This is a genomic window from Candidatus Pelagibacter bacterium nBUS_28, from assembly GCF_051200915.1.
Lineage (GTDB): Bacteria > Pseudomonadota > Alphaproteobacteria > Pelagibacterales > Pelagibacteraceae > Pelagibacter.
The window spans coordinates 192,979-206,688 of record NZ_CP172844.1; the positions used below are offsets into that span (position 1 = coordinate 192,979).

Annotated in this window: 17 protein-coding genes; 11 read left to right on the forward strand and 6 right to left on the reverse strand. The window is 29.4% G+C overall.

Annotated elements, in window-relative coordinates:
• The 6 genes from efp to tkt are packed head-to-tail and all read right to left on the reverse strand — an operon-like array spanning position 1 to position 6,317.
• On the reverse strand, positions 1–561 hold the full coding sequence (gene efp / locus ACIJYC_RS00975) for an elongation factor P (protein WP_435166789.1): 561 nt from the start codon (positions 559–561) through the stop codon (positions 1–3).
• Positions 558–1,172 carry a thiamine phosphate synthase gene (gene thiE, locus ACIJYC_RS00980; protein WP_435168063.1) on the reverse strand — a complete coding sequence of 205 codons (615 nt, stop codon included), beginning with the start codon at positions 1,170–1,172 and terminating at the stop codon, positions 558–560. Before thiE ends, efp begins: the two co-directional genes overlap by 4 nt.
• The gene (locus tag ACIJYC_RS00985) at positions 1,159–2,169 is read right to left on the reverse strand and encodes a class I fructose-bisphosphate aldolase (protein ID WP_435166792.1); all 1,011 of its coding nucleotides are present in this window, start codon (positions 2,167–2,169) and stop codon (positions 1,159–1,161) included. Before ACIJYC_RS00985 ends, thiE begins: the two co-directional genes overlap by 14 nt.
• A gap of 1 nt (position 2,170) precedes the next feature.
• The gene (locus ACIJYC_RS00990; RefSeq protein WP_435166795.1) at positions 2,171–3,349 is read right to left on the reverse strand and encodes a phosphoglycerate kinase; all 1,179 of its coding nucleotides are present in this window, start codon (positions 3,347–3,349) and stop codon (positions 2,171–2,173) included.
• A complete protein-coding gene (gap, locus tag ACIJYC_RS00995) occupies positions 3,349–4,356 on the reverse strand; it encodes a type I glyceraldehyde-3-phosphate dehydrogenase (RefSeq protein ID WP_435166798.1) in 1,008 nt (335 codons plus the stop codon). Before gap ends, ACIJYC_RS00990 begins: the two co-directional genes overlap by 1 nt.
• Complete coding sequence (gene tkt / locus ACIJYC_RS01000; protein WP_435166801.1) at positions 4,353–6,317, reverse strand: transketolase; 1,965 nt, start codon at positions 6,315–6,317, stop codon at positions 4,353–4,355. Before tkt ends, gap begins: the two co-directional genes overlap by 4 nt.
• 53 nt (positions 6,318–6,370) lie before the next feature.
• Here tkt and ACIJYC_RS01005 point away from each other — a divergent pair, with 53 nt between their 5' ends.
• The 11 genes from ACIJYC_RS01005 to pal all read left to right on the forward strand — a co-directional run bounded on the left by ACIJYC_RS01005 (position 6,371) and on the right by pal (position 13,665).
• A complete protein-coding gene (locus ACIJYC_RS01005) occupies positions 6,371–6,694 on the forward strand; it encodes a 5-formyltetrahydrofolate cyclo-ligase (protein ID WP_435166803.1) in 324 nt (107 codons plus the stop codon).
• A complete protein-coding gene (locus ACIJYC_RS01010; protein WP_435166806.1) occupies positions 6,682–7,128 on the forward strand; it encodes a cell division protein ZapA in 447 nt (148 codons plus the stop codon). Before ACIJYC_RS01005 ends, ACIJYC_RS01010 begins: the two co-directional genes overlap by 13 nt.
• A 6-nt stretch (positions 7,129–7,134) precedes the next feature.
• Positions 7,135–7,680 (forward strand): 5-formyltetrahydrofolate cyclo-ligase, encoded by a 546-nt coding sequence (locus ACIJYC_RS01015; protein WP_435166809.1) that lies wholly within the window; start codon positions 7,135–7,137, stop codon positions 7,678–7,680.
• Positions 7,677–8,483 carry a TIGR00282 family metallophosphoesterase gene (locus ACIJYC_RS01020; RefSeq protein WP_435166811.1) on the forward strand — a complete coding sequence of 269 codons (807 nt, stop codon included), beginning with the start codon at positions 7,677–7,679 and terminating at the stop codon, positions 8,481–8,483. Before ACIJYC_RS01015 ends, ACIJYC_RS01020 begins: the two co-directional genes overlap by 4 nt.
• Positions 8,484–8,487: 4 nt before the next feature.
• On the forward strand, positions 8,488–9,213 hold the full coding sequence (locus ACIJYC_RS01025; RefSeq protein ID WP_435166813.1) for a YebC/PmpR family DNA-binding transcriptional regulator: 726 nt from the start codon (positions 8,488–8,490) through the stop codon (positions 9,211–9,213).
• Positions 9,213–9,707 carry a crossover junction endodeoxyribonuclease gene (locus tag ACIJYC_RS01030; protein WP_435166816.1) on the forward strand — a complete coding sequence of 165 codons (495 nt, stop codon included), beginning with the start codon at positions 9,213–9,215 and terminating at the stop codon, positions 9,705–9,707. The genes ACIJYC_RS01025 and ACIJYC_RS01030 overlap by 1 nt, the downstream gene beginning before the upstream one ends.
• 49 nt (positions 9,708–9,756) lie before the next feature.
• On the forward strand, positions 9,757–10,431 hold the full coding sequence (gene tolQ / locus ACIJYC_RS01035; RefSeq protein WP_271498211.1) for a protein TolQ: 675 nt from the start codon (positions 9,757–9,759) through the stop codon (positions 10,429–10,431).
• Positions 10,432–10,848, forward strand: coding sequence for a protein TolR (gene tolR, locus ACIJYC_RS01040; RefSeq protein WP_271507428.1), 417 nt, complete (start codon positions 10,432–10,434; stop codon positions 10,846–10,848). It begins immediately after the preceding gene.
• Between the two features lie 5 nt (positions 10,849–10,853).
• Positions 10,854–11,732, forward strand: coding sequence for a cell envelope biogenesis protein TolA (locus tag ACIJYC_RS01045; protein WP_271507431.1), 879 nt, complete (start codon positions 10,854–10,856; stop codon positions 11,730–11,732).
• Positions 11,733–11,741: 9 nt separating this feature from the next.
• Positions 11,742–13,085 (forward strand): Tol-Pal system beta propeller repeat protein TolB, encoded by a 1,344-nt coding sequence (gene tolB / locus ACIJYC_RS01050; RefSeq protein ID WP_435166820.1) that lies wholly within the window; start codon positions 11,742–11,744, stop codon positions 13,083–13,085.
• An 85-nt stretch (positions 13,086–13,170) separates the two neighbouring features.
• The gene (gene pal, locus ACIJYC_RS01055; protein WP_435166823.1) at positions 13,171–13,665 is read left to right on the forward strand and encodes a peptidoglycan-associated lipoprotein Pal; all 495 of its coding nucleotides are present in this window, start codon (positions 13,171–13,173) and stop codon (positions 13,663–13,665) included.
• Positions 13,666–13,710: the final 45 nt, after the last annotated feature.

The window sequence follows — 13,710 nt, forward strand, 5'->3', positions numbered from 1 at the left end:
TTAAACTTTTTTAATATACTCTATATTTCTTGTATCTACTATTATCTCATCTTCTGATTCAATAAAAGGTGGAACTTGAATACTTAATCCATTATCTAGAGTAGCTGGTTTATATGAGGAAGAAACAGTTTGTCCTTTTAGCGCAACATCTGTCGTATCTATCTTACACTTTACTTGATTAGGAAGTTCAATTGATATTGGGTTTTCATTGTAAAAACTAACAGTAACTTCTAGATTTTCGGTTAATAATTTACCTTTTTCGCCTACAATATTTTTTTTTATTTCAATTTGTTCAAATGTCTTCGGCTCCATAAAAAAATAATTATTTTCATCCTCGTATAGATAATTAAATTTAGTTTCTTCTAATGAAGCTTTTTCAACAGTTTCACTAGATCTAAATCGTTCATTTAATTTTGTATTTTTTTCCAAACTTTTCATTTCTACTTGGGCAAATGCCCCACCTTTACCAGGCTTTACATGTTGAGTTTTTAAAACCTGCCATAAATCATTTTTATATTCTAAAAGCATTCCAACTCGAATTTCACCAGCATTAATTTTCATTTAAGTATTTTTATAGTTTCTAAGGGTTTATATTTTTTATTATTCCAAACGTAGCTTGAGATAGCTAATAAATTGGCATTATTCAATAGAAGTTTTTTATAATTATCAAAATTTATTCCTCCGATAGCAACAATTGGGGTATTGGTTAACTTTTTTATTTCTTTTAAAATTTTAGTGTTAGCCTTAAATTTTGTTTTTTTCGTTGCAGTAGAAAAGAAAGCTCCAAAAGCAATATAGCTCACATTTTCTGTAATGGCAGCTTTCGCTAATCTAATAGAATTATGACAAGTAATTCCAATTATTTTGTTACCAATTATTTTTCTAGCATCTTTTACACTCATATCCTTTTGACCTAAATGACAACCATCTGCATTAAGTTTTTTTGAAAGTATGGGATCATCATTTACTAAAAATTTTACATCATTTTTTTTACATATTTGGTGAATTTTTTTTCCAATTTCGATTTTTTGTTTAAGTGAATATTTTTTAAGTCTCAATTGAAATAGGCCAATCTTGCCAGAATCAAACACTTTCTTTAAATCCTTATAAAATTCAGGGTAAATTTTGTTTGGAGAAATAAGATAAATAAATTTTTTTTTATTTATTCTCAATTTCACTAGACCATTTTCCTTGAGCAGCTAAAGTATTCATTTTTGCTCTTTTATTAAAAATATTTTGGGTTCCATCAATATTCTTAATATCTTTTGACCAGAACTTCAAAGCACTTTGCTGAAGAGCTCTTCCATATGAGTAAGTCATTATAAAATTAGTATTATTGTTTTTATTTATAAGGTTGAGATTTTCTGTTGCTTCAACTTCTGATTGACCACCAGATAAAAAAGCAATTCCAGGAACTTCATTTGGAACAGATTTTTTTAAGCATTCAAGAGTTTTAGAAGAAACTTCTTCATTGGATATTTTATTTTTTGATTTATTACCTGCTAAAATCATATTTGGTTTTAAAATTATGCCTGTAAGGTCAATTTTGTGAATTAAAAGCTCTTCAAAACATTTTTGAATTACTTCTGATGTTTTTATTAAGCAATCTTCTGCAGAGTGTTCACCATCCATTAAAACTTCAGGTTCAACAATTGGAACCATTCCACATTCTTGTACTAGAGCAGAATATCTCGCTAGCGCATGAGCATTTGAATTAATTGCAATTTTACTTGGGTATTTTTTTCCAATATTATAAACACCTCTCCACTTTGTAAATCTTGCACCAAGCTCATAATATTTTTTTAATCTTTCTCTTAGTCCATCTAAACCCTCGGTAACTTTTTCATCTAATGAATTGGCTAAATCTTTTGCACCAGTATCAACTTTAATACCTGGAACAGCTCCTGTGTCTGAGATCATTGAAGGGATTGTTTTTCCATTACTTGATTTTTGATTGATCGTTTCATCATACAGAATAACACCACCAATGCAGTCTCTCATGCAATTTGCTGTAAAAAGTGTTTCTCTAAAAAGAAGTCTATTTTCTGGTGTTGATTGAATATTTACAGACTCTAATCTTTTAGTCATCGTTCCATTACTTTCGTCTGCAGCTAGTATGCCTTTACCATTTGAAAGAATTTTAAGGGCTATTTTATTAAGATCAGACATTTTAGTTTAAAGCTTTTATACCAGGAAGTTCTTTGCCTTCAAGATATTCTAAAAAAGCTCCCCCTGCAGTTGAAACAAAATTAAAATCATTAACCACATTTAAACTATTCAATAATGAAACTGTATCTCCTCCACCAATAACTGAATAGATTTTATTAGATTTCTTATTTTCAATTATCTTCTTAGCAATTTCAATACTACCATTAGCAAAGCTAGGATTTTCAAAATATCCAGCAGGTCCATTCCACAAAATAGTATTACTTTTATCAATGATATTTTTAATAATTCCAATAGTTTTTGGACCAATATCTAAAATCATTTCATCAGATGAAATTTCACTCAACTCTTTAGTTTGTGGACTTCCATTTAAGTTTTTTCCTACTACAGCATCTTGAGGATAAATTATTTTACAGTTTTCTGTTTCTGAAAGTGAAATAATTTCTTTTATAATAGGGTCACAGTTTTCTTCTTTTAAGGATTTTCCAATTTGGTTACCCATATATTTAATAATATTGTTAGCCATTCCACCTACAATTATAATGTTGTCAAATTTAGGTATTAAGTTCTTGATTATATTAATTTTAGTAGAGACTTTTGAGCCTCCAATAATACAGGTTATAGGTTTTTTAATTTCAGAAGTAATTTTTTTTAAAGCACCAACTTCTAAATCAAGTTGTAATCCGGAGTAACAAGGTAAAAAATTTGTTATCTCATCAATTGATGCGTGTGCCCTATGAGAACATGAAAAAGCATCATTAACATAAATATCAGCTAAACTTGCAAGATGTTTTGCAAATTTTGGATTGTTTTTTTCCTCCTCAGGATAAAATCTTATATTTTCTAAAACAACTATTTTTTCATGATCATTATTAAATAAATCTTTTGAAGTTATTTCTTTAATACCTTTAGAAATAAGCTTTATATTTTGACTTAATTTCATCTCTAAATCATCACATATGGGTCTTAGTGATAGTTCGTTTACCACTTGTCCTTTAGGTCTTCCTACATGAGAAATAATTATGATTTTTGTATTTTGAGAAATTAGAAATTTTAAAGTAGGTAGAATTTTATCAATCCTTGTTGTGTCAGTGATTTTGTCATCAATTAAAGGAACATTTAAATCTAATCTTAATAATATTTTTTGATTATTAAGATTTAATTCTTCACTGATACTTTTCATTAAGAGATTTTATAAACGTATTCTGCTATGTCACACATTCTATTTGAAAATCCCCACTCATTGTCATACCAGGCTGAAATTTTTCCCATATTTTTACCTACTACACTTGTAAGTGAAGCATCTACAATTGCTGATGATGAATTGTGATTAAAGTCAATAGATACTAGTTTTTCTGATGTTATTTCTAATATTTTTTTAGACTGATTTTTTGAAACTTCTTTAAAAGCATCATTAATTTTTTCTTTGCTTATTTCTTTTTTACTACAAAAAATTAATTCAATCAGTGACACATTTGGTGTTGGAACTCGCATTGCAACACCTTCCAATTTACCTTTTAAGGATGGAATTATTTCTCCTATAGCTTTTGAAGCTCCTGTAGATGTTGGAACAATTGATTGACTTGCAGATCTTGCTCTTCTTGGATCCTTGTGAGAATTATCTAAAATTCTTTGATCACTAGTAAAAGCATGAATTGTTGTCATAAAACCTTTTTCGATTTCAAAATTATTATGAAGCACATTAGCTACTGGCGCTAGGCAATTTGTAGTACAAGATGCTGCAGAAATTATTTGATCATTTTTTGTAAGCTCTTCTTCATTTACACCAAACACGATAGTTTTGTCTGCGTTTTTACATGGAGCAGAGACTACAACTTTTTTTGCACCATTCTTGATATGTGCTAATAATTTTTCTTTTGAATTAAATTTACCAGTGCATTCAAAAACGTAATCAACGCCAAATTTTTTCCAATTAATATCTTCAATTTTAGATTCTTGAGAAAAAGTAATTTTATTTTTATTTATAATTAAATGATTTTCATCGTAATCAAGATCTGCATTAAATTTTCCGTGAACAGAATCATATTTAATTAGTGTGCAACTTGCCTCTGAATTAGATCTATTATTGATATGTTTTATTTGAATATTTTTATTTTGGCTCTCAATAATTGCTCTAATAACCATTCGGCCAATTCTTCCCATTCCATTGATTCCAACATTTATAGTCATATCTTTTTTCCGAAAAGTTTTTTTGTTTTATTTGTAATATTTGCAGCTGTTAAACCAAAGTGTTTATAAATTTCTTTGTAGGGCGCACTTTTTCCAAATGTGTCAATTCCAAAAGATAAGCCATCTCTACCTATATATTTTTTCCAACAATCGGTTGATGCTGCTTCTATCGAAATTTTTAATTTTGTCTCATTAATTATCTTTTGTTGATATGAGTTTGATTGTTTATCAAAAAGATCTTGGCAGGGCATCGATATTACTTTTGAGTATATCTTATCTTTGGCTAATTTATGACTTGTCTCAATTGCTAAATTAACTTCAGAACCACTAGCAAGTATTGTTAAATGAATTTTTTTGTTTGTCCTCAAAACCTCATATGCACCTAGAGAACATTTATTAGTGTTTGAAACTTTTTTTCTTATTGGTTCAAGATTTTGTCTGGTTAAAGATAAGACACTAGGTGTTTTTGAACTTTTTAATGCATGTTCCCAACATTCAATGGTTTCCATTCTATCTGCAGGTCTAAAAATATTTAGATTTGGAATAGATCGCAAACCTGATAATTGTTCTATTGGTTGATGGGTTGGACCATCCTCCCCAAGACCGATAGAGTCGTGTGTCATGACATAAATAACTCTTTGCTCCATTAATGCCGATAACCTTATTGAAGGTTTACAATAATCTGAAAATATCAAAAAGGTTCCTCCATAAGGAATAAAATTACTATGAAGCGCAAGCCCATTCATTATTCCACTCATTGCATGCTCTCTCACACCATAGTGAATGTAATTACCATTAAATTCACCAGGCTTAACTATTTTATGATGTTTAGTTTTAGTGTTATTTGATCCTGCCAAATCTGCAGAACCACCAATTAGATTATTAGCAACACTAGTTAATGCATTTAAAGTAAGCTCTGAGGATTTTCTTGTGGCTAAACTTTTTAATTCTTTAATTGTATTTTGTTTTTCAGTTTGTAAAATTTTTAAAAAATTATTTTTTAGTAAATTGTTTATTTTTACTTTTTTCTTTTTATAAATCTTGCTCCAAGCATTTTCAAGTTTTTCGCCTCTTTTACCAATTTTTTTCCATTCATTTAAGATTTTATTTGGAATCTCAAAAGGTTTATAATTCCAATTTAGGGAATTTCTTACAAGTTTAATTTCATCTAAACCTAAAGGACTTCCATGAGATGATGATTTACCAGATTTATTTGGTGACCCATAACCAATTTTAGTTTTACAAGAAATAACAGTTGGTTTTTTTGCGTTTTGAACTTTTTTTAAAGCTTTAAAAATTTCTTTTTCATTGTGACCATCGATAAGAACATATTCCCATCCATAACTTTCAAATCTTTTTTTATAATTATCTGAGACTGTTAAACTAGTCGGTCCATCAATTGATATTGAATTATTATCAAAAAGCATCACTAAATTTTTAAGCTTCAAATGTCCGGCTAAACTCATTGCTTCATGACTTATTCCCTCCATTAGGCAACCGTCTCCAGCAAGAACATAGGTTTTGTGATTTATTATTTCTTTACCTAATTTTTTTTTTAAAATTTCTTCAGCAAGTGCAAAACCAACTGCATTTGCAATACCTTGTCCAAGTGGACCTGTTGTGGTCTCAATACCAGTATTAGGATGATACTCTGGGTGACCTGCACATATTGAATTAAGTTGTCTAAACTTTTTTAGACTATTGAGTGAAATACTTTTATATCCAGTTAAGTATAATACGGAGTAAAGCAACATTGAACCATGACCTGCTGACAAAACAAATCTATCTCTATTTAACCAACTTGGATTTTTTGGATTAAATCTTAAAAAATTTTTAAACAGAACAGTTGCAACATCTGCCATACCCATTGGCATACCGGGGTGACCAGAATTTGCTCTCTGTACAGCATCAATTGAAAGAAATCTGATGCAATTTGCTAAATCATTGTGTAGTTTGCTCAAAATTATCCTGACTAGACTAAGAAGAATCTATTTAATAATATAAACATATATATATGAATTCTATAATCGAAAAAGAAAAAAAATTGAATCAGGCTCTTTCAGAGTTAAAAAATTTAGATCTTAGTAGCCCTGATTTAAAAAATAATATTGACAATTTAAGTTCTCAAAAAACTCAATTAGAAATTGAAAAATCTCAATTAGAGTATAAATACAAATCTCTTTTAGAGGAACATACTAATTTGACAAAAAAAATTGAAGAAATTCAAAATAAAGAAAAATTAGAGCAAAAAAAACAAATAGAATTTTCTGAAAAAATTGATGAATTAAATCAGGAAACAGATACTTTGTTAGAGGAAATAGACAAATGGCAAATGTAAGTATTAAATTTAATAATAAAGAGTTTTTATTATCTTGTGAAGATGGGCAGGAGGAGCATCTTGAAGAATTGTTAATTCAAATTAATCAAAAATTTAATGATCTTAAAAATAATCTTGGAAATTTAGGTGAAAATAAGCTTCTTTTAATTACAGCTGTCAAGATTATGGATGAGTACTATGAAACTAAGAAAAAAGTTGAACAAAAGAAAAATGAATTGAAAGATCTCTCTAATAAATTTAGAGAATTAAAATCACTTATTTATGATTATAGAGATAAAAAAGAAGAAGAGATTAAAGAACTAAATACCAATCATTTAAATTTTAAAAATGAAATTGAGTCTAATCATAAAAAGTACGAACAAATAATTGAAGCTGCTGCAGATGAAATATCTAATTTTATTAAAAAAGCGAAATTAGAAAATATCTCTCAATAAATTTTTGTGAATAAATCCCAAATAAGAAATAAAATTATAAAAATCCGAAAAAAAAAATTCAACAAAAATTTAAAGATCGATTTAGGTAAATTCATTTCTTTCTTAAAAATAGATAAACTTAACCATAAAAGTATTGGTGGCTATTATCCATCAAATTATGAAATAGATGATTTAGATATTTTAGAATTATTAGAAAAAAAAAATTTTAAAGTATCCTTGCCAATTATAAAAAAAGATAATCAGATGAACTTTTATATTTGGTCAATAAATGATCCATTAAAAATAAACAAGTTTGGGATACCAGAACCTGTGTCATCTAAAATTTATTATCCAGATATTTTATTGGTGCCATTAGTTGCCTATGATAGTAGTTTAAATAGGTTGGGTTATGGTGGAGGTTATTATGATCGATATATTGAAAAAATTGAAAAAGATAAAAAGGTTATAAAAATTGGCCTGGCATTTTCTTTTCAAAAAATCTCATCTATACCAATTAATCAATATGATAAAAGATTAGATTTTATTGTTACTGAAAAAGCAATTTTAAGATGAAAATATTATTTTTAGGTGATGTGGTTGGAATTTCAGGTTGTTCAAAATTAATGAATAACCTGATGAATGAAATTAAATCAAAAAATATAGATTTTGTTATTGTGAATGGAGAAAATGCAGCTTCGCAAGGAGTAGGTTTGACAAAAGAAATATGTCATGACTTTTTCAATTGTGGAGTAGATGTAATTACAACTGGAAATCATGTTTGGGATCAAAAAGAAATAATGGAATATATAGATAAAGAAGTAAGGCTGTTGCGTCCTAAAAATCTTTTTGAACCAGCACCAGGTAGGGGTTTCAATATTTATAATACTAAAAATGATATTAAAATTGGTGTACTTAATTTAATGGGAAATGTTTTTATGAAAAAGTGTGATGATGTTTTTGAAGTTTCAGAAAAATTTATGAAACAATTTAACTTAAAAAAAGATTACGATTTTCTTGTAGTTGATTTTCACGGTGAAATAACTAGTGAGAAAAATGCAATAGGTCATTATTTTGATGGCAAAGCTTCTTTGGTGGTTGGAACACACACACACATCCCTACTAATGATGCAAGAATATTAAAAGGGGGCACAGGTTATCAAACTGATGCTGGTATGTGTGGTGATTACAACTCAGTTATTGGTATGAATGCAGATAATTCACTAAATAGATTTTTAAAAAAAAAATCTGTAAAACATTTTCCTGCAATTGGTGAGGCTACTTTATGTGGCGTTATAGTTGAATGTAATATAAATACAGGACTAGCAACAAATGTTGAAAGTTATATTTTTGGAGCTCAATTAAGAAATACACATTAAAATTATGGCAGGACATTCACATTGGGCAGGAATTAAACATAAGAAAGGTAAAGCTGACAAGCAGCGTTCCAAAATATTTTCAAAATTATCAAAAGAAATTACAGTTGCAGCAAAACTTGGGGATAAAGACCCAGCAATGAATCCAAGGTTGAGATCTGCTATTCAGGCAGCAAGATCTGCCAACATGCCAAAAGATAATATAGAAAGAGCAATTGATAAATCCTCAGCTGCATCAGGTGTTAATTTTGAAAATCTGAGATACGAGGGATTTGGCCCAGATAAAATTGCAGTGATTGTAGAGGCATTGACAGATAATAAAAATAGAACAGCTTCAAATATTAGAACTATATTTCAAAAGAGTGGTGGTAGCCTAGGAACACAAGGATCTGCATCACATAATTTTAATCAACTAGGCATTATCAAAATTAATAAACAAGAAATTTCAGATGAAAAAATTTTTGAACTTGCAATAGAGTCTGGTGCTGATGAATGTATCTCTCATGATGAATTTCATGAAATTCAATGCCCTATGAGCGATATCTACAACGTTAAAAAAAAATTAGAAACAGTAGTTACAAATTTCATCTCAACAGAAATAGAGTGGGTTGCACTAAATAATGCTAATGTTGATAAAGAAAAGCAAGAAACTGTAATTGAATTTTTGGAATCATTGGAAGACGATGATGATGTGCAAAATGTTTTTTCAAACGCAAACTTTGAAAATAATTAATGCTTATAATTGGAATTGACCCAGGTATTTCAGGATCAATATGTTTCTTTCAAGATGGAAAAATAATTGATGTGGTTGAAATGCCCACTATGACTGAAGGTAAAAAAAATAAAAAACAAGTCAATGGCTCTCAAATTTTTAATGAAATATCAGATAGAATTAGAAAGTTAGATAAAAAGGATATTAAAGTGATAATAGAACAAGTATCAGCTATGCCAGGCCAAGGTGTAACTAGTATGTTTAATTTTGGTCAATCGTTTGGGATTTTAAAGGGGATTTGTTCTGCAATGCAATTACCAATGTACTTTGTAAGACCCGCCAAATGGAAAAAATATTTTAATCTCATAAATTCTGAAAAAGATGCAAGTAGAACAAAGGCAATAGAGATTTTTCCATATTTTTCAGGACATTTATCCAGAAAAAAAGATTCCAATAAAGCTGACGCAATTTTAATAGCAAGTTTTTATTATGAAACTTACAAAACTGAAGAATAGTTAAAATTATAAGACAAATTCATGACACATTTAAGTGTGAAGAGTAAATATGGAAGCTGATATCACATCACAAGCAGTAGGTTTAGGAGCTAATACTGATTTTTCTTTAATGAGCCTATTTTTAAGAGCCGATATAATTGTTAAATCAGTAATGATTATTTTAATAGTTTGCTCGATTTATTCATGGGCAGTGATTATAGAAAAATTAAGATTATTTAAAAAAATAAATAAATCATCAGAGGATTTTGAAGAAAAGTTTTGGAACTCTAAATCAGCAGAGACATTTTATAATAGTTTACCAGCTAAAGTTGAAGATCCCATGGCGGTTGTTTTTCAGGATGCTATGGAAAGTTTACTTAAAAAAAAATCTAAAAATAATTTAAGTGAAAGAATGAGTACTTTTTTAGAAGTTGGAATTGAAAAACAGATGAACAAAATTGATAAAGGTTTTACTTTTTTAGCAACAGTTGGATCTACAGCACCTTTTATTGGTTTATTTGGTACGGTTTGGGGTATAATGAATTCTTTTCAATCTATTGCGATTTCAAGAAATACAAGTTTAGCAATTGTGGCTCCAGGTATAGCAGAAGCATTATTTGCTACTGCATTGGGTTTATTGGCTGCAATACCTGCGGTAGTTGCTTATAATAAATTTAACACAGACTCACAAAAATACTCTCAAAAATTAGAAAACTTTTCAAAAAGATTTTTAACAATAATTTAAATGGCATTTAAATTAAATCGCTCATCGAAAGAACCTATGAGCGAAATTAATGTAACACCATTTGTAGATGTTATGTTAGTTCTTCTCATCATTTTTATGGTTACAGCTCCATTATTAACCGTTGGAGTACAAGTTGATTTACCAGAGAGCTCAGCAGATTCACTTCCTGAGGAGTCAGAGCCACTTACTTTATCAATTAACTCAAAAGGAGAGATATTTATTCAAGAGGCAAAAGTTGAATTCGATAGTATAATTGCAAAAGTATTGGCAGTTTCAAAAAATAGAACAGATACAAGAATTTATGTTCGTGGTGACAAAACTATTAATTACGGGAGAGTGCTTGAAATAATGGGTTTATTATCAGGCTCTGGTTTTACCAAAGTTGCATTAATATCAGAACCATTGAAACAAAGGTAATTTAAGTGAATAGAAGTTTGATCATTTCTTCTGTCTTACATGGTGCTTTAATTTTTATCACAGCAATGAGTTTACCTTTTTTAGCAAAAAAACCACTTGATATTCCGCCAATAGTTTCAGTTGAGCTCATACAGATTGCAGAAAAAACAAATATACCATTCGCCCCAAAAGCAAAAAAAATAATCGAAAAGAAAAAGAAAAAAAAATTAAAAGAAAAAGAAAAAAAATTAGTATCTGAACAAGCACCACCAAAAAAAGTTAAAAAAACAAAAACTAAAACTGTTGTTTCATTAGATGATAAAAAGGAAAAAATTGACAATCAAACTCCCGAAGCAGTTCCATTGCCAGATAAAACGGTCAAACAAATTGAGACAAAAAAAGAGAACAAACAAAATCCAGACAAATTAGATGAAGAAGTAAAACAAGTGTCAGAGTTTGAAAAAAAAGAATTAGTTGATTTGGATAACATTGCAAAGTTAATTGACAAAGCAAAAGAAGACACTGCAAAAGTAATTAAAAAAAATAACGATATTACTCAAGATCAAGATAACAAAATTGTAACTTCAGGATTAACTCTGAGCGAAGAAGATGCTTTAAAAGCTCAAATATTTGGATGTTGGAGCATTCCTCTTGGATTACCTTATAATGAGGATTTATTAGTAAGAATTAAACTCATGCTTGAGCCAGACGGTTCGGTCGCAAAAACTGAAATTTTAGATCATGCTAGAATGAACAAACCGGGTCAAGGATTCTATAAAGTATTAGCTGAAAGCGCCTTGAGAGCTGTAAAATTATGTCAACCTTTAAGAGTCCCAACCTCAGGTTATGAAAGATGGAAAGAACTGCAATTAAATTTTGATGCAAGAGAGATGCTGGAAGGTTAAGATAAAGAAATGAAAAAAAATTTAATTATCTTATTTTTAATGATTACATTTCCAATTAAGGCTTTTGCTTTAATTGAAGTAGATATCACTAGAGGAAATTTAAACCCACTTCCATTAGCAGTATCACCTTTGTCAATTGATGATAAATCAAAAACAAGTTTTGAAAAAATCCTCAAAAAAGAAAATATAGGATCTGAAATTTCAATCATAGTTGAAAATAATTTAAGAACATCTGGTTTGTTTAATCCAATAAGTAAAGATGCATTTTTACAAGCACCGGATATTGCAAATTTAAAACCTAGATTTGAAGATTGGAATTTAATTAAAGCTCAAGCGCTTATAACAGGCAAAGTGACGTATGTTGATGAAAAATTAAGAGTTGAGTTTAGGTTGTGGGATGTATTGGCTGCTAAAGAAATGATGGCGCTAGCATTTACCACAGTCCCAAATAACTGGAGAAGAGTTGGTCATATTATTTCAGATAAAGTTTATGAGAGATTAACAGGAGAAAAAGGATACTTTGATACAAGAATAATTTATGTTGCTGAAGAGGGTCCAAAAACACAAAGAAAAAAAAGATTAGCAATTATGGATCAAGATGGTGCAAATAACAAATTTCTTACACTTGGAAATGAACTGGTACTAACTCCGAGATTTAATCCAACTAGTCAGATGGTTACATATTTGTCTTACTTTAAAAATTTACCAAGAGTGTATCTACTAGATATTGAAACTGGAACACAAGAGGTCGTAGGTGATTTTCCTGGAATGACTTTTGCACCAAGATTTTCTCCAGATGGTAAAAAAATAATAATGAGTTTTGCTAAAGATGGAAAGTCAGACATCTACACGATGGATTTAGAAAATAGATTGGTTGAAAGAATTACCAATCATCCTTCGATTGATACTTCGCCGTCTTATTCTCCAAATGGAAAATTCATCGCTTTTAATTCTGATAGAAGTGGGTACCAACAAATTTATATTATGAAAAATGATGGAAGTGATGTTAAAAGAATTTCATTTGGAAATGGAATATATGGTACACCTGTATGGTCACCTAGAGGAGATTTGATAGCTTTTACCAAATTACATAAAGGAAAATTTTATATAGGAGTAATGAGGACGGATGGAAAAGGTGAAAGATTGTTAACCGAAAATTATTATCAGGAAGCGCCATCTTGGTCTCCAAATGGAAGAGTTTTAATTTTTTATAGAGAAACAAAAACTAACGCAAAAGGTGAAGGATTTTCTGCTAAGCTATGGTCAATAGATTTAACTGGCTATAATGAACGTTTAGTTCAAACCCAGACAGATGCTTCAGACCCATCATGGTCATCTTTATTAAGTAATTAGTTTAAATTACTTGATTTTTTAACTTGAAACCTCTAATTAGTTGTGAAAAAGTAAGAAATTGAAATTAGCAGCAAGGAGCAATTTAATGATATTAAGAAAAATTTACAAAAACACACTTTTAATCTTAGCAGCATGCTTAGTTTTATCTGCATGTGCAACAAAAAAAGAAGTTGCAATTGATTCAATACAAGGTCAAATGCAAAGTGATGTTTATACAGGAACTGACACAGTTGAATATTTAGCTGATGGTGTTCCAGATAGAGTTTTCTTTGCAACAAACGAAACTGTATTAACAACAGCATCAAGAGAGACATTAAGAGCCCAAGCAGCTTGGTTAAGAAAAAATTCTAGCATTAACGTAGTTCTAGAGGGACATGCTGATGAAAGAGGAACAAGAGAATATAACTTAGCACTTGGAGAAAGAAGAGCTAACTCTGCAAAAGATTACTTGATGACTTACGGAATATCTTCAGACAGGATTTCAGTATTAAGTTATGGAAAAGAAAGACCAGTGGATGCTGGTTCCAATCCTTTAGCTTGGTCAAAAAATAGAAGATCTGTAACTGTTAAAGCAAATTAAAGAATTAAATTTAAAGACCCTAAAGCGTAAGAGTTTTAGGGTCTT